Here is a 20556-nt window from a genome sequence, read left to right as displayed (position 1 = left end):
CGCTCGGCGTGGCCCCGACGTCGATCGGCCCGGTCGACGGCGTGCTGTTCGACGTCGATGACACGCTCGTCGACACCCGCGGGGCCTTCGTCCACGCGCTGGCCGCGGTCGCCGGCGCCTACCTGCCGGCGGGCGCCGCGGACCGCGTCGACGAGATGCTCGCTGCCTGGCGCGCCGACACCGGCGGCCACTACCGCGCGTACACGCGCGGGGAGCTGGGCTTCGTCGAGCAGCGGCTGCTGCGCGCGAACCAGCTGCACGAGCTGTTCGGCGGTCCGGCGCTGAGCGAGGCCGACTTCGCCGCGTGGGACGAGGTGTTCGACGCCGGGTTCGTCGCCGGCTGGCGGGCGCACGAGGACGCGAGCGTGCTCGTCGACCGGCTGCTGGCGGCCGGGCTGCCGGTCGGCGCGCTGTCGAACGCGGGCGTCGCCTACCAGGAGAACAAGCTCGCCCGCACCGGCTTCGGGGGCCGGGTGCCGATGCTGGTCGGCGTCGACACCCTCGGCGTCGGCAAGCCCGACCCGGCGGTGTTCCTCGAGGCCGCCCGACGCCTCGGCACCGACCCCGCGCGCACGGTCTACGTGGGCGACGAGCTGGACATCGACGCCGCCGCGGCGGCCGCCGCCGGGCTCGTCGGGATCTGGCTGGACCGCCCGGGCGGTCGGCGCGTGCACGTCCACGACCGCGAGGTCGCCGCCGCCGGCGTCCCGGTGATCACCACGCTCGCCGAGCTCCCGGCGCTGCTGGGCCTCGGCTGACCGCGCGCTCGCCGCGGCGCCCGGCTTGACGCCGGAATGTTAGTGAGTCACATTTTCTAGGTGACGACGACCGGTGGGAAGGCCGCCCGGACGCGCGCCCGTCTGACGGACGCGGCGTTCGAGCTGTTCGCGGAGCAGGGTTACGACGCGACGACCGTGGCGCAGATCGCGGAGCGCGTCGGCGTCACCGAGATGACCTTCTACCGGCACTTCGGCAGCAAGGACGCGGTCGTCGTCGGCGACCCGTACGACCCGCTCATCGCCGCCGCCGTCGCCGCGCAGCCGACCGACCTGCCGCCGCTGGTCCGGGCCGCGCGTGGCGTGCGGTCGGCGTGGGAGGGCCAGCCGCTGGACGACGACGAGGCGCTCCGCGCGCGTGTGAGTCTGGGGGCGGCGACGCCGAGCCTGCGGCCGGCCATCCGCGCGGGCACGGCCGCGACCGAGGCGGCGATCGCGGAGGCGCTGGCAGCCGGCGGCACCGACCCTCTCGACGCGGCGGTGTGCGCCGCCGCCCTGCTGGGCGCCCTGACCACGGCGCTGCTCGGGTGGCCGGCGCGCCCCGGCACGACCCTCGGCGCCACGATCCTGCGCGCCCTCGACCTCCTGGAGCACCGGCCATGACCGAGACCCTGCTGCGGCTGGACGGCGTCGGCTACACCTACCCCGGGGGCGCCGGCATCCGCGGCGTCGACCTCGCGGTGCGCGCCGGCGAGGTCCACGCGCTGGTCGGCCTCAACGGCGCCGGCAAGTCGACGCTCATGAAGCTCGTCCTCGGCATGCTGCGCCCGCAGGCGGGGAGCGTCGAGGTGCTGGGTGCGGAGGTCCGCGCCGCCGGCCCGGAGGTGTGGGCGGGGGTCGGCGCGTTCGTCGAGCACCCGCTGACCTACGGCGAGCTCGACAGCACGACCAACCTCGAGCTCGCGGCGCGCATGCACGGCATCGCGCGCGGGGACGTTCCTGCCGCCGTCGGTGACGTGCTCGACGAGCTCGACCTGGCGAGGTACGCGCGCGTGAAGGTGCGCCGCCTGTCCGCCGGCAACGCGCAGCGCCTCGGCCTCGCCGCGGTCCTGGCTCACGGCCCGCGGCTGCTGGTCCTCGACGAGCCCACGACCGCCCTCGACCCGGCAGGCATCATCACGCTGCGCGAGGCGATCCTGCGTCGCGCCGCGGCGGGCACCGGCGCGCTCGTCTCCAGCCATCACCTGGACGAGGTGGCGCGCATCGCGGACCGGATCTCCGTCATCGCCGAGGGCCGCCTCGTGGGCGAGCTCGATCCCGGCGGGGTGGACATCGAGCGGGCCTTCTTCGCCAAGGTGCACGAGGCGGTGACGGCATGACGGGGTTCGGCACCGCGCTCGCGGTCGAGTCGCGCAAGGCGAGGGCGTCGTGGACCCTGCGGGTCACCGGTCTGCTGCTCGCCCTGGGAGTCCCGGCGATCGTCGCATCGCTCGTCGTCGCGGCGCGCGGCGGCGGGACACCCGAGGCGCGCGCGCAGCTCCTGGCGAAGCTCGGCCCCGAGGTCGTGGCAGCCGACTGGCACGCTCTCGTCCTCGCGTCGACGCAGGTCACGGCCGCCGCGTCCGTGTTCGCGTTCGGGATGGGCGCGTCGTGGCTCGTCGGCCGCGAGTTCGCCGACGGGACGGTGCCGGCGCTGTTCGGGCTCCCGGTGGGCCGCCGGGCGATCGCGACCGCCAAGCTCGTCGTCCACCTGTGCTGGGCGCTGCTCGTCTGCGTCGCGCTCGTCGTCGTCCTCGCCGTCGCCGGGCTGGCGCTCGGCCTGGGCCCGCTCACCGGCGCGACGGCGGCGGGCCTCGCGCGGATCGTCGTCCTCGGCCTGCTCACCGCGCTGATCTCGCTGGCGGCGGCCGTCGTGGCGACGCTCGCACGGAGCGTCCTGGCGGGCGTCGCCGTCGCGGCCGTGACCATCGTCACCGCGCAGATCTGGGTGTTCGTCGGCGGCTCGGTCTGGTTCCCTCTGGCCAGCCCGGCGCTGTGGGCGATGCACCCCGGCAGCGTCCCCGCCGGGGCCCTCGCGCTCGTCGTGGCCTTCGGGGCGGCGTGCGCGGCGCTCACCGTGGAGGCGTGGCGCCGCCTCCAGCTCGCGCGATAGCTCAGCGCGGCAGCGGGTCGAGGATCTCGAGCACCTCGTCGTGCAGCAGGCCGTTGGTGACGAGGGCCGAGCCGCCCAGCGGGCCGGGCACGCCGCGGATCGACGTGAAGCGGCCACCTGCCTCGACGACGACCGGGACGATGGCGGCCATGTCGTGCAGCGCGAGCTCGGGCTCGGCGGAGATGTCGACCGCGCCCTCGGCGACGAGCACGTGCGACCAGAAGTCGCCGTAGGCGCGGGTGCGCCACACGCGGCTGGTGAGGTCGAGGAAGCCGCCCAGCCGCCCGGCCTGCTCCCACTCGCCGAGCTCTGAGTAGGAGAACGACGCGTCCTCCAGCCGGTCGACGGCCGACACGTGGATCGGCGTCGCGCTCGACAGCGCGCGCCCGGTCCACGCCCCGGAGCCGGTGGCCGCCCACCACCGCCGGTGCAGCGCCGGGGCCGAGACGACGCCGACGACCACCTCGTCGCCGTCCATGAGCGCCAGCAGCGTCGCCCACACGGGCACGCCGCGCACGAAGTTCTTCGTCCCGTCGATCGGGTCGACGATCCAGCGGCGTGGCCCGTGGCCCGTGTCGGCCATCTCCTCGCCGTGCACCGCGTCGCGCGGCCGGGTGCGGCCCAGCTGGGAGCGGACGATCTCCTCCGCGGCACGGTCGGCGTCCGTGACCGGCGTCAGGTCCGGCTTCGTCTCGACCCGGAGGTCCTGCGCGTGGAACCGCTCGAGGGTGAGGGCGTCGACCTGGTCGGCGATGACGTGAGCCAGTCGCAGGTCGTCGTCGTACCGCAGGGCCATGGGCGACACGCTAGCGGGCGGCCTGCTCCTCGGGCTCCGGCGCACCGGTGCGGGCCGCCAGCAGCCGGCGGAACGAGTCCACCCGTGCCGCCCGTGCCGCGCTCGCCGGCTCGTCGGGCGCCTCCGCCACCCAGGCGTCGAGCTCGCAGTCCGGGGCGTCGGCGGCGTGCGTGCAGCCGCGCGGGCAGCGGTCCGCGACGGCCGCGAGGTCGGCGAACGCGGCGAGCAGGTGCTCCACCTTGACGTGAGCGAGGCCGAACGAGCGCACGCCCGGGGTGTCGATCACCCAGGTCGCCGCCCCCGGCCCGGGCACGCGCAGCGCGACCGCCGACGTGGAGGTGTGCCGCCCGCGGCCCGTGACGTCGTTGACGACGCCGATCGCGCGGCCGGCGTCCGGCACGAGGGCGTTGACCAGGGTGGACTTGCCCACGCCGGAGTGCCCGACGAGCACCGACACCTTCCCGGCCAGGGCCGCGCGCAGGTCGTCGAGCCCCTCGATCGCGTCACCGTCGCGGCGGGTGACGACGACGGAGACGCCCACGGGCTCGTACATCTGCGTGAGCGGCGCGGGGTCCTCGAGGTCGGCCTTGGTCAGGGCGAGCAGCGCCGACATGCCCGCGTCGTAGGCGGCGACGACGCAGCGGTCGATCATCCGCGGCCGCGGCTCCGGCTCGGCGAGCGCGGTGACGATCACCAGCTGGTCGGCGTTCGCCACGATGACGCGCTCGACGGGGTCGGTGTCGTCGGCCGTGCGCCGCAGCACGGTGCGCCGCTCGCCGATCCGCACGATGCGGGCCAGCGTGCCCTGCTCGCCGGACGCGTCGCCGACGAGGTCGACCCGGTCGCCGGGCACCACGCGCTCGCGGCCGAGCTCGCGCGCCTTCATCGCGACGACCATGCGCTCCGGCTCGTCGTCGGACGGCGCGACGAGCACGGCGTAGCGGCCCCGGTCGACGCCGGTGACGAGCCCGGTGCGGGCGTCGGCGTGCTCGGGACGCTGCTTGGTGCGTGGCCGCGAGCCGCGCCCGGGGCGCACCCGCACGTCGGACTCGTCGTACCGTCGCTGCGCCATCAGGCGGGCGACCCCAGCATCCCGGCCCACATCCCGACGAAGCCGGGCAGCGTCTTGGCCGTCGAGTCGACGTCGTCGACCTCGATGCCCGCCACGGCCAGCCCGAGGAGGGCGCCGGCGGTGGCCATCCGGTGGTCGGCGTACGCCCGCCACAGGCCGGGCGACAGCGGCCGCGGCGTGATGACCAGCCCGTCGCTCGTCTGCTGGGCCCAGCCGCCGCGCGCGGTGATCTCCGTGGCGAGCGCCGCCAGCCGGTCGGTCTCGTGGCCGCGCATGTGCGCGATGCCGCGCAGCCGGGTGGGGGAGTCCGCCAGGACCGCGAGGGCGGCGATCGTCGGCGCGAGCTCGGAGGCGGCCCGCAGGTCGACGTCGATGCCGTGGACGGCGCCGATCCCGGTGACTTCGAGCACGCCGTCGGTCAGCGCGGAGCGCCCGCCCATGCGCTCCAGCAGCCCGGGCAGCAGCGCACCGGGCTGCGTCGTCGTCGTCGGCCAGCCGGGCACGCGCACCGTGCCGCCGGCCACGAGCGCCGACGCGAGGAACGGCGCCGCGTTGGACAGGTCCGGCTCGACCCGCACGTCACGGCCGGCGATGGCGCCGGGGGCGACGCGCCAGATGCCGGGGCGCGAGTCGTCGACGGTCACGCCGGCGGCCCGCAGCACCGCGACGGTCATCTCGATGTGCGGCAGCGACGGCAGGGTCGGGCCGATGTGGCGCACGGTCAGGCCCTGCGCGTACCGCGCGGCCGCCAGCAGCAGGCCCGAGACGAACTGGCTGGAGCCGGACGCGTCGACGTCGACGGAGCCGCCGGTCAGCCCGCCGCGCCCGTGCACGGTGAACGGCAGCCGGCCGGCCTCGCCGTGGTCGTCGACGCGGACGCCGAGGGCACGCAACGCCTCGAGCACGGGACCCATCGGGCGGGCGTAGGCCTGCGCGTCCCCGTCGAACCGCACGAGGCCGTCGGCGAGCGCCGCCACGGGCGGCAGGAACCGCATCACGGTGCCGGCCAGCCCGCAGTCGACCGTCACCCCGCCGGTCAACGGCCCGGGGGAGACCAGCCAGTCGGCCTCGGACTCGGTCACGGACGTGCCCAGGGCGCGCAGCGCACCGGCCATCAGGCGGGTGTCCCGGGAGTCGAGGACGCCCCGCAGGCGGGACGGACCGGCGGCGAGCGCCGCGAGCACCAGGTAGCGGTTGGACAGCGACTTGGACCCGGGGACCTCGACGAGGGCGTCGAGCGGCCCGGACGCTGTCGGTGCCGCCCACGTGCTGGTCATGGGCTGAGGGTACGGCGCTTTCAGTCCTCGGCCGCGGCCGCCCTCGCCTCGCGAGCAGCGTGGACGCGTCAGGCCATGCCGGGGCGCCCCGCGAGGTCGCCCGCGGCGAGCAGCGCGCCGCCGAGCGCGCTCACGGACGACCAGAACCGGCGCCGCCGCAGCGCCTCGGCCTCGCCACCGGAGCGGCCGGCGGGCAGCGAGGCGACGACCACCGGGACCGTCAGCACGGCCAGCGCCAGGCCCGCGGTCCGCGGCGCCTTGCCGGTGGCCAGCGCACCCGCGGCGACGATCGTCGCGGCACCGTGCGCGCGCACGACGAGCCCGAGCTGCGTGTCGGTCACCGTCGTCAGCGCGCGGTCGAGCGACTGGCTCAGCCCGGGGAGGCGGCCGACGTGCCCGTGCAGCGCCGCCAGCCCCTCCCGTCCGGCGGTCGCGTGCACCGCCGGGTGACGGAGGGCGTCGATCCCCTCCGCGACGAACCACGACGCGAACAGCGGGCGGGCGAACGGACGCAGCAGCACGGTGTCCCTCCTCGTCGGACGGTGGAGCCTGCTCAACGCTAGCCCGCGGGGAATGGCGCCGCCGCGCGAGGCGTTGTGCGCCGTATGTCCTGTGCACTCGCTGAGCGCCCGGCGGCGTCGGCGAGCGCGGCGCGTTCGTCGTTCGTGCTGCCGTCGCCGGCCCTCCCGGGTGACGCACAGCCCTGGCGGCTAGGCTCGGGCGCGATGAGCGAGGACGACGTGGACACGACGCGGGTGCCCGCCGACGAGGACGAGGCGGCTCGCACGCGCCGGTTCGAGGCGGAGGCACTGGTCTACCTGGACCAGCTCTACGGGGCTGCCCTGCGCATGACGCGCAACGCCGCCGACGCCGAGGACCTGGTGCAGGAGACCTTCACGAAGGCGTTCGCCGCCTTCCACCAGTACCGGCCGGGCACCAACCTCAAGGCGTGGCTGTACCGGATCCTCACCAACACGTACATCAACTCCTACCGCCGCAAGCAGCGCGAACCCATCCAGTCCCACACCGACCAGGTCGAGGACTGGCAGCTGGCCAAGGCGGAGTCGCACTCCTCGACCGGGCTGCGCTCGGCCGAGGCCGAGGCCCTCGACCACCTGCCGGACTCCGACGTCAAGGCCGCGCTCCAGCGCATCCCCGACGACTTCCGGATGGCCGTCTACCTGGCCGACGTCGAGGGCTTCGCCTACAAGGAGATCGCGGAGATCATGGGCACCCCGATCGGGACGGTGATGTCCCGCCTGCACCGGGGCCGCGCCCAGCTCCGCGAGCTGTTGCACGACTACGCCCAGGAGCGCGGCCTCGTCGCGGCCGGCCCGGGCGATCCGGAGGGAAGGCCATGACCGACGACGACCGCGCGGTGGACGACGAGGCCCACGCGCCGCTGACGATCGACGAGGACCCCTGCTCGGCCGCGCTCCAGAGGCTGTGGAGCTACCTCGACAAGGAGCTGACCCCCGCCGACGAGGACGACCTGCGCGACCACCTCGCGGGCTGCCCGCCGTGCCTGGCGGAGTACAGCATCGACGTGGTGCTCAAGAGCATCGTGCGTCGCTCCTGCCAGGAGGAGGCGCCGGCGGGCCTGCGGGTGCGCATCCAGCAGACGCTGCTGCAGGTCCGCGTCGCCGACCAGTAGCCGACGCCGACCCGGGAACGACGAAGGCCCCGACCATCGGTCGGGGCCTCTCGTGTGTCAGCGCTCAGGCGTTGGGGCGCTTGCCGTGGTTGGCGGCGCTCCCCGCACGGCCCTTGCGCTTGCGGCCACGCTTGCTCATCGGTCGTCTCCTCGGATGCTGGTGCGCGCTCCCGCGGGGCGCGACGTCGGCGTCCATGGTCCCACACGTGCATCGATGCGCCGAACCGGACCGGTTCGTCCGGAATCGGGGTTCAAGTCCGGCAGGACGCCGCCCGATACTCCAGTGGTGAATGCGGCGGCGGGCCAGCAGGTCTCGATCATCCCCTTCCTCCATGCCCTGGCCAGCACCGGGGGCTCCGACCTGCACATCAAGGTCGGGTCACCGCCGCGCGTGCGCGTTGACGGGCGGCTGCGGAAGCTCCAGGCACCGGACCTGCGTCCGGTGGACACCGAGCGCATGCTCGAGGAGGTCATCCCCAACGAGCTCGTCGAGATCTTCCGCACCACGCACGAGGCCGACTTCGCCTACTCGCTGGCCGGTGTCGGCCGGTTCCGTGTCAACGCCTACCAGGCCCGCGGCACGTTCGGCCTCGTCTTCCGGCGGGTGTCGGTCGGCGCGCAGTCGCTCGGCGAGCTGGGGCTGCCCGAGGTCGTCGGCGAGCTGGCGCTCGAGCCGCGCGGCCTGGTGCTGGTCACGGGGCCGACGGGCTCCGGCAAGACGACGACGCTCGCGTCGATGGTCGACCTCGTCAACTCGTACCGCGAGGTGAACATCGTCACCATCGAGGACCCGATCGAGATCCTGCACTCGGACAAGAAGGCGATCGTGTCCCAGCGCGAGGTGCGCCAGGACACCGCCGACTTCGCCGTCGCGCTGCGTGCCGCGATGCGCCAGGACCCCGACGTCATCCTCGTCGGCGAGATGCGCGACACCGAGACGGTGCGCGCCGCGCTGTCCGCCGCCGAGACCGGTCACCTCGTCTTCTCGACGCTGCACACGATCGACTCCGCGGAGACCATCAACCGCATCATCGACTTCTTCCCGCCGCACGAGCAGAAGCAGATCCGCATCGCGCTGTCGCAGGCGCTGCGTGGTGTCGTCTCGCAGCGCCTGGTGCGCAAGGCGGACGGCACGGGCCGCGTGCCCGCCGTCGAGGTCATGGTCAACACGGGCCGCATCGCCGAGGCGATCGTGGAGCCCCTGGAGAACCCGCCGATCGCCGACCTCATCCGCGAGGGCGACTTCTACAAGATGCAGACGTTCGACCAGCACCTGTTCCGGCTGGTCCGCGACGACGTCGTGACGTACGACGAGGCGATGTCGGCCTCGTCCAACCCGCACGACCTCACGGTGGAGCTCAAGGCCGCCGGCATCATCGTCTGACCCCCGCCTTCCCCCCGCTCCTTCACTTTCCTGAGCTTCCGGTCGCGAATCACGACAGGAAGCTCAGGAAAGTGGGTTGCGTGGCCGCAGGACGCGATATAGCGTGTTCACACACGAGACATATCGCGAATCGGAGAGCATCATGGCTACGGACTCCTGGGTCGTCGACGGCCCGCAGGTCATCGAGGTCGACGACGTCGCGCGCCTGCGCGTCGGCCTGGTCGGGGGGCGCGCGGACGTCGTCGTGCACGACGAGCCGGTGGTGCGCGTCGAGGTGCACTCGGTGCGCGGCCGCCCGCTGGAGGTGGCGTACCACGAGGGCGAGCTGCGCCTGGGCTACCAGTTCACGCTCGGCGGCTGGGACCAGTTCCTCGACAACCTCACGCACTTCCGCGGCAACGACAAGGTCGACGTCACCATCGCCGTGCCGGCGCACACCGCGGTCCGCCTGGGCACCGTCAGCGGCGAGGGCCTGCTGGCCGGCGTCCAGGAGGACTCGTCCGTCTCGACGGTGTCCGGGTCGGTCGTCGTCGACGGCACCCGCGGCAGCCTGAGCGCCAAGACGGTCTCCGGTGACGTCGCCGTGCGCGGCCACAGCGGGCCGCTCGGCCTCAACTCGGTGTCCGGCGAGCTCGCGGCGTCCGGCGAGCTGACGGTCGTGTCCGCCAAGTCCGTGTCGGGGCGCGTGACGCTCGACGTGTCGTCGGGCACCTCGTCGGTCACCGCGACGTCCGTCTCCGGCGACGTCACGCTGCGGCTGCCTGTCGGCAAAGGCGTGCGCGTGACGGGCCAGTCGGTGTCGGGCCGCGTCGTGGTCGACGACCAGGAGTACGGCGGCCGGCCGGGGACGCGCAACGTGGACATCGCCAGCGGCGACGGCACGTGCCACGTTCAGGTGTCGACGGTCTCGGGCAACCTCACCGTGCTCCGCCAGGGGGCGTGATGCCCTCGGTCTTCGCGCACGGCCAGCTGCGGCTCTACCTGCTCGCGCTGCTCGAGGCCGGGCCACGCCACGGGTACGAGCTCATCACCGCGCTCTCCGACCGCTTCGGCGGCACATACCGGCCCAGCGCCGGCACGGTCTACCCGCGGCTGGCGCGCCTGGAGGAGGAGGGGCTCGTGGTGAGCGCCGACTCCGAGGACGGCCGCAAGACGACCTACCGGCTGACGGAGGCGGGCCGCCGCGAGCTCGACTCCCGGCGCGCGGACCTCGCGGCGGTCGAGGCGGACATCGCCGCGACCGTCCGGGAGCGGGCCGGGGCGGTGCGCGACGACGTCCGGGAGGCGATGTCACGGCTGCGCGACGAGCTGGCGGGGGCCGCCGAACGGGCCCGAGCCTCCGCCACGCACGTCGAGGCGGCGCCCCACCGGGACGCGCGGGCCGCCTCGCACACGCGCCGGATGGACGCCGACGCAGCCGTCCGGCGGTTCTCCGACGAGCTGCGCGCCGACCTGCGGCGGGCCGACGCCGTCGGCGAGGTGACCGAGCTGACGGTCACCACCGTGCGCACGGTGCTGGCGTCCGCGCTGGCCGCCGTGCGCGGCACGCTGCGGGCGTGACGGCTAGAGGTCCTCGGGCAGGCCGAGCCACAGGTGCCAGCCGGTGTGCAGCACCAGCCACGCCATGAGGCCGTAGCCCGCCTGACCGGGCAGGTGGCCGTCGCCGGCCGCCAGGTCGGCGAGCCACTGCTCGTGCGCGACGAGCGGGGTGAAGCAGTCGACGTACGGCACGCGCCGGCGGCTCGCGACGTCGCCGAACGCGGCGGAGAGCTCGGCGAGGCGGTCCCGGTCGGCGTCCTGCCCGGGGGGCGGGCCGACGACGAAGGCCGGCACCCGGTGGTGCTCGGCGATGTCGAGGATGTTCGCGAGGTTCAGCCGGCTGCGCGCGGGCGACAGGCCGGCGGCCACGTCGGCCCGGCCCAGGCCGACGACGAGCCGGTTGTCCGTGTCCGACGCCCAGCGGCGCGCCGCCTCGGCCTCCCAGCGCGCGCCGAGGCCCGCCGTGGGCTCGCCCGGGACGGCCAGCGTGAGGAACGTCGGCGCCACCGGGGGGACCGTGCGCGCGGCGACCCGGCCGACCCAGCCGAGGCCCTTGGGGTCCCCCGCGCCGGCCGCCAGCTCGTCGCCGATCACCACGATCCGCAGCGGCCTGTCCGCCACGCCCATCACCGCCCCGTGCCCTCGTCGTCCGTCACCGGGGGCCATCCTCCCAGGCGGCCGCCACCCTCAGGGCACGGCACGCCCGCGTGGCGGGTCAGCGACGGAACGCGGCGTCGAGCAGCTCGGCCTGCTGGGCGGCGTGCAGGCTGTGCGAGCCGGTCGCCGTGGCGGCCGACTCGGGGCGTGACACCACCGTCAGCGGACGGCCGAGGCGCCGCGGGGCGTGCAGCGACAGGTACGACCAGGCACCCTGGTTCTCCGGCTCGTCCTGCACCCACACCAGCTCGGCGTCCGGGTAGGGCGCGAGCGCGGCGCGGGCCGCGTCGGCGTCGAACGGGTACAGCTGCTCGAGCCGGACGATCGCCGTGTGCCGGTCGCCGGTCGTCACGCGGTGGGCCAGCAGGTCCCAGTAGATCCGCCCGGCGCACAGCAGCACCCGCGTCACCGAGCCGGCCTCGGCCTCGGCGAGAGGGTCGCCGATCACGGGCCGGAACGTGCCGCTCGTGAAGTCGGCGACGTCGGACGTCGCGGGCTTCATGCGCAGCATCTGCTTCGGCGTGAAGACGACGAGCGGCCGGCGGGGCCGGGCGTAGGCCTGCCGGCGCAGCAGGTGGAAGTAGCTCGCCGGCGTGCTGGGCTCGGCGATCGTCATGTTGTCCTCGGCCGCCAGCTGGAGGAACCGCTCGATGCGGGCCGACGAGTGGTCCGGCCCCTGCCCCTCGTAGCCGTGCGGCAGCAGCACGACGACCGACGAGCGCTGGTTCCACCGCTGCTCGGCGGACGAGATGAACAGGTCGAAGATCGTCTGCGCGCCGTTGGCGAAGTCGCCGAACTGCGCCTCCCACAGCACCAGGGCGTCCGGGCGCTCGATCGAGTACCCGTACTCGAAGCCGAGCCCGGCGTACTCGGTGAGGGCCGAGTCGTAGACCCAGAACTTCGCCTGCTCGCGGGAGAGGAACGCCAGCGGCGTCCACTCGGCGCCCGTCTCCCGGTCGTGGAGCACCGCGTGGCGCGAGGCGAACGTGCCGCGCCGCGAGTCCTGCCCGGTGAGGCGCACGGGCGTGCCCTCCAGCAGCAGCGAGCCGAACGCGAGGATCTCCCCGAAGCCCCAGTCGATGCCGCCGTCGCGGCTCATCTGCTCGCGCTTGGTGAGCAGGCTCGCCAGCTTGGGGTGGACCGTGAAGCCGGCCGGCGGCCGGGTGTGGGCGGCGCCGATCTTGGCCAGCACGTCGGCCGGCACGGCCGTCTGCCAGCCGACCATGACGCCGGCGTCCTCGTGCTGGGACTCCGGCTGCTCCAGGCCGAGGACGGTGTCGTCGGTCGTCGGCGCCTGCTTGTGCAGGTCGCGGGTCTCCTCGAAGACGCGCTCGAGCTGGGCCTGGTAGTCGCGCAGGGCGCCCTCGGCCTCGTCGAGGGTGATGTCGCCGCGGGCGACGAGGTCCTCGGTGTAGATCTTGCGGACCGAGCGCTTCGCCTCGATGAGGTTGTACATGAGCGGCTGCGTCATCGACGGGTCGTCGCCCTCGTTGTGGCCCCGCCGGCGGTAGCAGACCATGTCGACCACGACGTCGCGGTCGAACTGCTCGCGGTACTCGAACGCCAGCTCCGCGACGCGCACGACGGCCTCCGGGTCGTCGCCGTTGACGTGGAAGATCGGCACCTGCAGGCCCTTGACCACGTCGGTCGCATACTGGGAGGAGCGCGACGACGCGACGCCGGTGGTGAAGCCCACCTGGTTGTTGACGATGACGTGGACGGTGCCGCCGGTGCGGTACCCGCGCAGCTGCGCGAGGTTGAGGGTCTCGTAGACGACGCCCTGGCCGGCGAACGCGGCGTCGCCGTGGATGAGGATCGGCAGCACGGAGAAGCCGTCGGTGCCGAGGTCGATCCGGTCCTGCTTGGCGCGCACGACGCCCTCGAGCACCGGGTCGACCGCCTCCAGGTGCGAGGGGTTGGCCGCCAGGTGGACCTTCGTCGTGCGCCCGGACTCGGCGGTGAAGACGCCCTCGGTGCCCAGGTGGTACTTCACGTCGCCCGAGCCCTGGACCGTGCCGGGGTCGAGGTTGCCCTCGAACTCGCCGAAGATCTGCGCGTAGCTCTTGCCGGCGATGTTGGCCAGCACGTTGAGCCGCCCGCGGTGGGCCATGCCGATGCCGACCTCGTCGAGCCCGGCGTTCGCGGCGCGGGACAGGATCGCGTCGAGCAGCGGGATGAGCGACTCGCCGCCCTCGAGCGAGAACCGCTTCTGGCCCACGTACTTCGTCTGCAGGAAGGTCTCGAACGCCTCGGCGGCGTTGAGCCGACGAAGGATCCGCAGCTGGTCCTCGCGCGCGGTGCGCGCGTGCCCGGCCTCGAGCCGCTCCTGCAGCCAGCGGCGCTGCCGCGGGTCCTGCAGGTGCATGTACTCGACGCCGACCGTGCGGCAGTAGGAGTCGCGCAGCAGGCCGAGGATGTCGCGCAGCGTGGCGCGGGGCTTGCCCGTGAACCCGCCGGTCGGGAACGACCGGTCGAGGTCCCAGAGCGTCAGGCCGTGGTTCTGCACGTCGAGGTCGGGGTGCTTGCGCTGGCGGTAGGCGAGCGGGTCGGTGTCGGCCATGAGGTGGCCGCGGCTGCGGTAGGCGTGGATCAGCTCGAAGATCCGGGCCGGCTTGATCGCCTCGGAGTCGGGGTCGCTCGTGGCGTCCCGGACCCAGCGGACGGGCTCGTACGGCACCTTGAGCGAGGCGAACACGCGATCCCAGAAGTCCGGGGAGATCAGCTTGTTCGCGACGATCCGCAGGAAGTCACCCGACTGCGCGCCCTGGATGATGCGGTGGTCGTACGTGCTGGTCAGGGTGAGCACCTTGGAGACGCCCATGGCGTTGAGGCGGTCCTCGGACGTGCCGGCGAACTCGGCCGGGTAGTCCATCGCGCCGACGCCGACGATCGTGCCCTGGCCGGTCATGAGGCGGGGCACCGAGTGCACGGTGCCGAGCGTGCCGGGGTTGGTCAGCGAGATCGTCGTGCCCTGGAAGTCCTCGACGGTGAGCTTGCCGGCCCGGGCGCGGCGCACCACGTCCTCGTAGGCGTTCCAGAAGCCGAGGAAGTCGAGGGTCTCCGCCTTCTTGATGCTGGGGACCAGGAGCTGGCGGCTGCCGTCCGGCTTCTCCAGGTCGATCGCGATGCCCAGGTTGACGTGCGCGGGCGTCAGCACCGCCGGCTTGCCGTCCTGCAGGGTGTACGACGAGTTCATCACCGGCATGTCGGCGACGGCCTCGACCACCGCGAAGCCGATGAGGTGCGTGAAGCTGACCTTGCCGCTGCGCCGGCGCGTCAGCTGGTTGTTGACGACGATCCGGTTGTCGACCATGAGCTTCGCCGGGACCGTGCGCACGGACGTCGCCGTGGGGATCTCGAGCGAGGCCTCCATGTTGGTGATGAGGCGCGCCGCGGGGCCGCGCAGGCGCTGCACCTCGTCGGCGGCCTCCGCCGTGCCCTCGTGGCCGGGCAGCTTGGTGATGACCGGCTGCGCGTACGCGGCGGTCGGGGGCTGGGCCTCGGCGATCGGGGAGGTGGTGGTCGGGGGCTCGGTGACGGGGGCGGCCGGGGCCGGAGTCGCCGCCGGGGCGGCGTGGCCGTTGCCTGTGGCGGGGACGGTCGGGCTCGTCGTCGTCGCCGCGCCGTTCACGCCGCTCGTCGTCGTGCCCGGGGCCGGGGGCGCCTGGGTGGCCGCGACCTTGCGGGCCTCGGACGCCTGACCCTGCGGACCGAGCGGGCGGTAGCCCTCGAAGAACTCCCACCACGCTGGGTCGACGCTCGACGGGTCCTGCTGGTACTGCTCGTACAGCTCGTCCACGAGCCACTCGTTCGCGCCGAACTCGGCGCGCAGCGAGGCGGGATCGGCCTTCTGCGCCACGGGTCGTTCGCCTGCTTCCAGCACGGCAGTCGACCGCGCCATCGTCGGATCTCTTGATGACAAGATTACGACCTTCAGGCCTTTGGTCCCGACCATCGCGCGCGCGACGTGCGGCGACGTGGGTGGGTCGTTGTGGGGTCGTCGGCGCGGGCTCCACCGTCCGGGTCGCCGGAGCGTCGAACCGGCCCGGCGCGCGTGTATCGGTTCCGGGCGCGAGGAGCGGTCTCCTGGTGGTTCTCGGGGGCGGCGGGCGGCCCGTCGAGCTGTCGCTGCCGGCCGGCGGCGTGGTCCGCGTCGTGGCCTGCGATGTGGCCCCACGCCTGGCCCGGCGGACGAGAGCTCATACGACGGGGGTGGCCGCTGACATCCCGGGTGCACCACTGATCGAGCCCGGGTCGCGGCGGACTCCGTGCCGGTGGTGAGCCGTCCACAGCCCGGTGGTGGCGGGGTTTAGTCCACAGGCGTTTGCGCTGATCAGGTGCCGTTTCGGGGTTGCGGCGCGGCATCAGGTTCGGTAGGCTTCGAACACACGTTCGGACGAGGTGGGGGGTGTGCGACGATGACGACGCAGGTGCCGCGCGCCCCGGCCACCGATACGGCGCCAGCGCACCGGGCCGTGTCCGCCACCGGCGCGTCGCTGGACCGGGTTGCGGCCCTGGCGTCGGCGCCCGCCGCGCCGGCCGAGGCCACCGGTCTGCCGTCGGAGCTGGTCGCGGTGGATGAGGCGTTGCGGGCTGCGCTGCAGGTGGCCGGGCGGGCGGATGAGTGGCGGGCGGCGGTGCGGGCGGACGTGCTGGCGTGGGTGGGTCGCCAGCGTGACGTGCTGGCGGCGGTGGAGGCCAAGGTGCTGACCGCTGAGCGCAACGCTGGGACGTGGGGGTTGCGGGGGGATCGGGATCTGGCCGGGTTCGTCGGCCGCACCTCGCGCGCGGGTCGTGGTGCCGGGGTGGCGGCGGTCGGGCAGGCCGGGACGCTGGCGGCGATGCCGGTGGTGGCCGAGGCGTTGGTGGAGGGTCCGGTGACGGTCACGCACGTGGCGCAGATCACCCGCGCCACCGCCGCCTCACCGCTGCTGGCCGCCGAGCTGGTGTCCCCTGAGGGGCAGGCGCAACTGGTGCAGCTGGCCGCTCGTCTCGACGGCGGGGAGTTCGGCAAGGCGTTGGCGCAGCTGTCCGCGTCGTTGGATCCGGCCGGTCGGCAACGGGTGCACGACGAGCAGCGTGCGAACCGGTCGTTCGCCTGGACCCACACCCCTTCCGGGACGCTGGTCAAGGGTCGGCTGGATTCGGTGGCGGGCCATCGGCTGGCTAAGGCGATCGACGCCTTGTGTCCCCGCCCGACCCTGGATGATGACCGGTCGCGGGAGATGCGGCAGGCCGACGCCCTGCTGGCCCTGGTCGAACGGGCCGCCGCCGACAAGACCACCACCCCCGGGGCCCTGGCCCCCGTGCAAGCGATCCTCACCCTCACCCAGGACACCTGGACCGCCCTACGCGCCAGCCACGACCAGCGGGCTGAGCGTTCAGCGCCCGGCACGGGGACGTCGACCTCGACAGCCGAACGGTCCGGCGCGGTGTCGATGCTCGGTTCGGCGGTGGATGTGATCGGTCGGCTGCGGGGGGTGCCGGCGGTGACCGACGAGACCGGGCAGTCCTGGCCCGCCTCCGAGGTCGCCCGCGCCTTGTGCGACTGCGCGCTGACCCGTGCCGTCCTCGGCAAACGCGATGCCGAGCTGAACCTGGGGCGGGAGTCGCGGGCGTTCAAGCGGCAGCACTGGCTGGCGCTGTACGCCGCCGGCATCACCGGCTGCCAGATCCCCGGCTGCGGCATGCCCCTGGCCTACTGCCAGCTGCACCACATCACCTGGTGGCAACGCGACGGCGGTCTGACCAACCAGACCAACTGCGCCGCCTACTGCTCCTTCCACCACCACGAGATCCACCGCCTCGGCATCCAGATCACCCGACACGCCGACGGCACCCTGCAGCACCACCACCCCGACGGCCGCGTCTACGGCGGCGCCACCGGGCGAGCACCGGACGACGATGACCACGCCGGACCGCTCCACGAGCCGCCCCCAGCAAGCACGGCCGCCTGCCTCGCACGAGATGCCGACGGTCGAGTCTCCGATGACGACCATGCGCCCACCCGGTTCGGGAGGGATCAGCAGGTCCCGCGCGCGCCGTCACGGTCCAGCTCGATCGGAGGCGACGTCGGATCGGCGCCGACCGCCGACGGGGTTGCGACGGGACGCCCGAGACGGGGAAGTCCGCCTGAAGGCGAACCACCCCTCGACCTGCTCGCCCTGCTGACGGGCTAGCGACCTTCGTCGGACGGCGGGGTGCGACACTCGCGCGCGGCCAGCGCACGGGACGCGGGTGGGCCCGAGGTGGCGGCCTTCGCCGGATTGCTGCGAGCGACCTGCCCGCCAGGGGCTCTCCGTGGTGGAGGCCCCTGGCGAGCGGTCAGGCGACGTCGCGGCGGAGGGTCGTCACGCGACCGACCGCAACGAGAACGACTCCGTACGCGAGCAGCACGAGGAAGCCGGCCCACCAGTGGCTCAGCAGCTGGGTCATGCCCGTCGCGGAGTAGAAGCTCCCGCCGGTGATCGCCTCTCCCGCGGCCCCCGGCAGGTACTGGCCGATGCCCTTGCCCCAGGACGTCAGCGCGAAGACGGTGCGGAGGATCGGCTCGACGAACTGCGTGAAGGCGATGAGCACGATGATCGCGGCGACCTGGTTGGTGATGACGGTGCCGACCGCCACGCCGATGAGCGCCCATACCCCGAGGGCCACGACCGACAGCCCGAGCGTGCGCCACGTGGAGGCGGCGTCCAGGCCGGTGGGCTTGTGCAGCAGCGCGAGCACGGTGGCACCGACGCCCGTCGAGGCGATCGTGCCGAGCAGCCCGAACAGCAGCCCGACGCCCGCGCCGACCGTGAGCTTGGCGGCCACGAGCCGGTCGCGGCTCGGGTCGGCCAGCAGGGTCGGTGTGAGGGTCTTGTGCCGGTACTCCGTGGTGACGAGGAGGGCGCCGACGATCACCGGGAACACGTAGCCGAGGGAGACGCTCACCGTGTAGACGGCGCGGACGACCTGGTCGGCGGTGATGACCACCGGTTGGTTCGACGTCCCCGTGGTGGCCTGGCCCTGCGAGAGGGCCCAGCCGAGCACGCCGGCGAGGAAGGCCATGTAGGCGACCATGACGAGCAGCAGCAACCACCACATGCGCGTGGTGACGACCTTGCGGTACTCGGCGACGAGGGCCGCGCGCATCAGTTCACCCCTCCCTGGGACGTCGGGACGGCGGAGCCCGCCGGTCCGGGCGGCGTGGCGGAACCGGGTGGGGCGGCGGGCGCGCCGAGCCCGTCGCCGGGGAGAACCGTGGGAGCCGGCGCCGCGGGGCCGGAGTAGACGTGCGGCAGGGCCGGGGTGGGCTCCGCGTCGGCGACAAGCTGGAAGAAGAGGGCCTCGAGGCCGGCGTCGATGCGGGTGAGCTCGTGGAGCTCGAGCCCCGCGGCGAAGGCCGCGGCGCCGACGACGGCGGGATCGACGTCGCTCACCTCGACCGTGTGGCCATCCACCATGGACGGGGTCGCGGGGTCGGCGACCTGCCAGCGACGGGTCTCGACGAGCGCTCGCAGGCCGGCGGCGTCGGGGGAGGTCACCCTCACCCGCGGCTGCGACTCGGCGGCGAGCTGGGCGAGCGGCGCCTCACGCACGAGCCGCCCGTGGTGGATGATCACGACCTCGTCGACGGTCTGCTGGACCTCCGACAGCATGTGGCTGGAGACGAGGACGGTGCGGCCCTCCGCGGCGAGCGCGCGCAGGAACCCGCGCAGCCACGAGATGCCCTCGGGGTCGAGGCCGTTGGCGGGCTCGTCGAGCAGGAGGACCGGCGGGTCACCGAGGAGGGTGGTGGCCAGGGCGAGCCGTTGGCGCATGCCCAGCGAGAAGCCGCCGACCCGGCGCTTGGCCGCCTCGTCGAGCCCGACGAGGTGGAGCACCTCACGTGCCCGGGAGTCCGGCACGCCGATCTGGGGCGCGTAGACGCGCAGGTGGTCGAGGGCGGTGCGTCCCGGGTGGAAGCTCGCCGCCTCGAGCGCGGCGCCCACCACGCGGCCCGGGCGGGACAGCGCGTGGTACGGCTGGCCCCCGATGGTCGCGGTGCCCGCGGTGGGCCGCACAAGGCCGAGCAGGCAGCGCAGCGTCGTCGTCTTGCCGGCGCCGTTGGGCCCGAGGAAGCCGGTGACGCGCCCGGGGCGCACCGTGAAGCTGAGGTCGTCGACGGCGAGCACGGGGCCGAACTGCTTGGAGAGGTGGGAGACCTCGACGGCGAGGGCGTCGGGCACGGCAGGCTCCTTCGGACGGGATATCGAAGTGATATCACATTTCCGGGACGGTCGTCGAGCGTTCTCGAGGCAGTGTGACGCGCATCGTGCAGCCCGAGGTCGTGTCGGCCACCTCGATCCGGCCGCCGTGCAGCTCGACCGCCCATCGGACGATGGCCAGGCCCAGCCCGGTGCCGCCCGTGGAGATCTGTCCCGTGAGCGCGGGCGAGTTGCCCCGGACGAACCGCTCGAACACGTGCAGCCGGTCCGCGGCCGCGATCCCCGGCCCGTTGTCGACGACGTCGATGCGCACCGACCGCCCGGACGGCTGCGCGACGAGCCGCACCACGTCGTCGGGCGGCGAGTGGCGCACCGCGTTGTGCAGCAGGTTGGCCACCACCTGGTGGAGTCGCTCGGGGTCGGCGGGCACGGTGAGGTCCGGTGGCTCGACGACGACCTCGAACCGCACCCGGCGGGTGCTTCCGACGAGGGCGGCCTCGTCCGCCGCCTCCTGCAGGAAGCCCTTGAGCGCGAGGTCCTCGAGGTCCAGCGGCACGTCGCCGGCCTCGAGGCGGGACAGGTCGAGCAGGTAGGTCACGAGCCGGCCGAGCCGCTCGGTCTGGGCCAGGGCCGCCTGCATGAGCGGCGGGTCGGGCTCGACGACGCCGTCGACGACGTTCTCCAGCTGCGCCTGCAGCGCCGCCACCGGCGTCCGCAGCTCGTGCGAGACGTTCGCGACGAGCTCCCGGCGGAACCGGTCCGACTGCTGCAGGTCGTCGGCCATCGTGTTGAACGAGGCGGCGAGCTGGCCCACCTCGTCGCGGCTCGTCGCGCGGACCCGCCGGGTGTAGTCACCGCCGGCCATCGAGCGCGCCGCGTCGGTCATCTCCCGGAGCGGCGACGTCATCCCGCGGGCGAGCACCTGCGTGAGGATCAGCGAGATGACGATCGCCAGCGGCAGGGTGCGCGTGGGGCCGAGGTGGAGCCGGGTCAGGCCCCACCAGGTGACGAACGCCGCCAGCGTCACGGTGGCGGCGACCAGCAGGCCGAGCTTGACCTTGATGGACCGCACGCGGTCCAGCGGGCGGATGTCCGGCAGCCGGTCCGCCATCGGGCGTCG

19 protein-coding genes are annotated in these 20556 nt (G+C 74.0%); 10 read left to right on the top strand and 9 right to left on the bottom strand.

The features are described 5' to 3' along the window. Positions 1-8 precede the first annotated feature (8 nt). Genes BGO37_RS13830 through BGO37_RS13815 form a run of 4 tightly spaced genes read left to right on the top strand, consistent with a single transcriptional unit; the run spans position 9 to position 2868 of the window. On the top strand, positions 9-758 hold the full coding sequence (locus tag BGO37_RS13830) for an HAD family hydrolase (protein WP_291755736.1): 750 nt from the start codon (positions 9-11) through the stop codon (positions 756-758). Between the two features lie 60 nt (positions 759-818). Beyond that, a complete protein-coding gene (locus BGO37_RS13825; RefSeq protein WP_291755735.1) occupies positions 819-1379 on the top strand; it encodes a TetR/AcrR family transcriptional regulator in 561 nt (186 codons plus the stop codon). After that, entirely contained in the window at positions 1376-2095 is a 720-nt protein-coding gene (locus BGO37_RS13820; RefSeq protein WP_291755734.1) for an ABC transporter ATP-binding protein, read from the top strand. The genes BGO37_RS13825 and BGO37_RS13820 overlap by 4 nt, the downstream gene beginning before the upstream one ends. Next, positions 2092-2868, top strand: a complete 777-nt coding sequence (locus BGO37_RS13815) for an ABC transporter permease (RefSeq protein ID WP_291755733.1) — start codon at positions 2092-2094, stop codon at positions 2866-2868. The genes BGO37_RS13820 and BGO37_RS13815 overlap by 4 nt, the downstream gene beginning before the upstream one ends. A gap of 1 nt (position 2869) precedes the next feature. On the opposite strand, the gene BGO37_RS13810 is transcribed toward BGO37_RS13815, so the two are convergent. The 4 genes from BGO37_RS13810 to BGO37_RS13795 form a co-directional block, all read right to left on the bottom strand. Next, a complete protein-coding gene (locus tag BGO37_RS13810) occupies positions 2870-3664 on the bottom strand; it encodes an inositol monophosphatase family protein (RefSeq protein ID WP_291755732.1) in 795 nt (264 codons plus the stop codon). Positions 3665-3674: 10 nt separating this feature from the next. Beyond that, entirely contained in the window at positions 3675-4736 is a 1062-nt protein-coding gene (gene rsgA, locus BGO37_RS13805) for a ribosome small subunit-dependent GTPase A (RefSeq protein WP_291755731.1), read from the bottom strand. Continuing rightward, on the bottom strand, positions 4736-6013 hold the full coding sequence (gene aroA / locus BGO37_RS13800; protein WP_291755730.1) for a 3-phosphoshikimate 1-carboxyvinyltransferase: 1278 nt from the start codon (positions 6011-6013) through the stop codon (positions 4736-4738). Before aroA ends, rsgA begins: the two co-directional genes overlap by 1 nt. A gap of 68 nt (positions 6014-6081) precedes the next feature. Further along, the gene (locus BGO37_RS13795) at positions 6082-6534 is read right to left on the bottom strand and encodes a DoxX family membrane protein (protein ID WP_291755728.1); all 453 of its coding nucleotides are present in this window, start codon (positions 6532-6534) and stop codon (positions 6082-6084) included. Between the two features lie 84 nt (positions 6535-6618). Here BGO37_RS13795 and BGO37_RS13790 point away from each other — a divergent pair, with 84 nt between their 5' ends. The 5 genes from BGO37_RS13790 (at position 6619) to BGO37_RS13770 (ending at position 10611) form a co-directional block, all read left to right on the top strand. Next, positions 6619-7374 carry a sigma-70 family RNA polymerase sigma factor gene (locus BGO37_RS13790; RefSeq protein WP_291755727.1) on the top strand — a complete coding sequence of 252 codons (756 nt, stop codon included), beginning with the start codon at positions 6619-6621 and terminating at the stop codon, positions 7372-7374. Continuing rightward, positions 7371-7667: a mycothiol system anti-sigma-R factor gene (gene rsrA / locus BGO37_RS13785; RefSeq protein ID WP_291755726.1), complete on the top strand. Its 297-nt coding sequence runs from the start codon at positions 7371-7373 to the stop codon at positions 7665-7667. Before BGO37_RS13790 ends, rsrA begins: the two co-directional genes overlap by 4 nt. A gap of 286 nt (positions 7668-7953) precedes the next feature. Beyond that, positions 7954-9051 (top strand): type IV pilus twitching motility protein PilT, encoded by a 1098-nt coding sequence (locus tag BGO37_RS13780; RefSeq protein ID WP_291755723.1) that lies wholly within the window; start codon positions 7954-7956, stop codon positions 9049-9051. A gap of 142 nt (positions 9052-9193) precedes the next feature. Continuing rightward, complete coding sequence (locus BGO37_RS13775; RefSeq protein WP_291755721.1) at positions 9194-9994, top strand: DUF4097 family beta strand repeat-containing protein; 801 nt, start codon at positions 9194-9196, stop codon at positions 9992-9994. Beyond that, positions 9994-10611: a PadR family transcriptional regulator gene (locus BGO37_RS13770; protein WP_291755718.1), complete on the top strand. Its 618-nt coding sequence runs from the start codon at positions 9994-9996 to the stop codon at positions 10609-10611. The genes BGO37_RS13775 and BGO37_RS13770 overlap by 1 nt, the downstream gene beginning before the upstream one ends. A gap of 3 nt (positions 10612-10614) precedes the next feature. On the opposite strand, the gene BGO37_RS13765 is transcribed toward BGO37_RS13770, so the two are convergent. Then, positions 10615-11211, bottom strand: coding sequence for a GDSL-type esterase/lipase family protein (locus tag BGO37_RS13765; RefSeq protein WP_291755716.1), 597 nt, complete (start codon positions 11209-11211; stop codon positions 10615-10617). A 94-nt stretch (positions 11212-11305) separates the two neighbouring features. Further along, positions 11306-15148, bottom strand: a complete 3843-nt coding sequence (locus BGO37_RS13760; protein ID WP_291755715.1) for a multifunctional oxoglutarate decarboxylase/oxoglutarate dehydrogenase thiamine pyrophosphate-binding subunit/dihydrolipoyllysine-residue succinyltransferase subunit — start codon at positions 15146-15148, stop codon at positions 11306-11308. Between the two features lie 517 nt (positions 15149-15665). Between BGO37_RS13760 and BGO37_RS13755 the strand changes: the two genes are divergently transcribed. Continuing rightward, on the top strand, positions 15666-17426 hold the full coding sequence (locus BGO37_RS13755) for an HNH endonuclease signature motif containing protein (RefSeq protein WP_291755713.1): 1761 nt from the start codon (positions 15666-15668) through the stop codon (positions 17424-17426). A gap of 145 nt (positions 17427-17571) precedes the next feature. Here the strand turns inward: BGO37_RS13755 and BGO37_RS13750 are convergent, their stop codons facing one another. Genes BGO37_RS13750 through BGO37_RS13740 form a run of 3 tightly spaced genes read right to left on the bottom strand, consistent with a single transcriptional unit; the run spans position 17572 to position 20547 of the window. Beyond that, a complete protein-coding gene (locus BGO37_RS13750; protein WP_291755711.1) occupies positions 17572-18381 on the bottom strand; it encodes an ABC transporter permease in 810 nt (269 codons plus the stop codon). Beyond that, positions 18381-19457 carry an ABC transporter ATP-binding protein gene (locus BGO37_RS13745; protein ID WP_291755710.1) on the bottom strand — a complete coding sequence of 359 codons (1077 nt, stop codon included), beginning with the start codon at positions 19455-19457 and terminating at the stop codon, positions 18381-18383. The genes BGO37_RS13750 and BGO37_RS13745 overlap by 1 nt, the downstream gene beginning before the upstream one ends. Positions 19458-19491: 34 nt before the next feature. Next, positions 19492-20547 carry a cell wall metabolism sensor histidine kinase WalK gene (locus BGO37_RS13740; RefSeq protein ID WP_291755709.1) on the bottom strand — a complete coding sequence of 352 codons (1056 nt, stop codon included), beginning with the start codon at positions 20545-20547 and terminating at the stop codon, positions 19492-19494. Positions 20548-20556: the final 9 nt, after the last annotated feature.

The sequence above is a fragment of the Cellulomonas sp. 73-92 genome (assembly GCF_001898175.1).
Classification (GTDB): Bacteria; Actinomycetota; Actinomycetes; order Actinomycetales; family Cellulomonadaceae; genus Cellulomonas.
Note: the sequence above shows the minus strand (reverse complement) of the source record. Positions and strands in the feature narration are given on the sequence as shown.

Excerpts from the sequence above, each read along its gene's own strand:
- rsgA (WP_291755731.1), bottom strand. The coding sequence starts at position 4,736 with ATGGCGCAGCGACGGTACGACGAGTCCGACGTGCGGGTGCGCCCCGGG.
- BGO37_RS13770 (WP_291755718.1), top strand. The coding sequence starts at position 9,994 with ATGCCCTCGGTCTTCGCGCACGGCCAGCTGCGGCTCTACCTGCTCGCG.
- BGO37_RS13790 (WP_291755727.1), top strand. The coding sequence starts at position 6,619 with ATGTCCTGTGCACTCGCTGAGCGCCCGGCGGCGTCGGCGAGCGCGGCG.
- BGO37_RS13755 (WP_291755713.1), top strand. The coding sequence starts at position 15,666 with ATGACGACGCAGGTGCCGCGCGCCCCGGCCACCGATACGGCGCCAGCG.
- BGO37_RS13810 (WP_291755732.1), bottom strand. The coding sequence starts at position 3,664 with ATGGCCCTGCGGTACGACGACGACCTGCGACTGGCTCACGTCATCGCC.
- BGO37_RS13750 (WP_291755711.1), bottom strand. The coding sequence starts at position 18,381 with ATGCGCGCGGCCCTCGTCGCCGAGTACCGCAAGGTCGTCACCACGCGC.
- BGO37_RS13815 (WP_291755733.1), top strand. The coding sequence starts at position 2,092 with ATGACGGGGTTCGGCACCGCGCTCGCGGTCGAGTCGCGCAAGGCGAGG.
- BGO37_RS13740 (WP_291755709.1), bottom strand. The coding sequence starts at position 20,547 with ATGGCGGACCGGCTGCCGGACATCCGCCCGCTGGACCGCGTGCGGTCC.
- aroA (WP_291755730.1), bottom strand. The coding sequence starts at position 6,013 with ATGACCAGCACGTGGGCGGCACCGACAGCGTCCGGGCCGCTCGACGCC.
- BGO37_RS13775 (WP_291755721.1), top strand. The coding sequence starts at position 9,194 with ATGGCTACGGACTCCTGGGTCGTCGACGGCCCGCAGGTCATCGAGGTC.
- rsrA (WP_291755726.1), top strand. The coding sequence starts at position 7,371 with ATGACCGACGACGACCGCGCGGTGGACGACGAGGCCCACGCGCCGCTG.
- BGO37_RS13760 (WP_291755715.1), bottom strand. The coding sequence starts at position 15,148 with ATGGCGCGGTCGACTGCCGTGCTGGAAGCAGGCGAACGACCCGTGGCG.
- BGO37_RS13820 (WP_291755734.1), top strand. The coding sequence starts at position 1,376 with ATGACCGAGACCCTGCTGCGGCTGGACGGCGTCGGCTACACCTACCCC.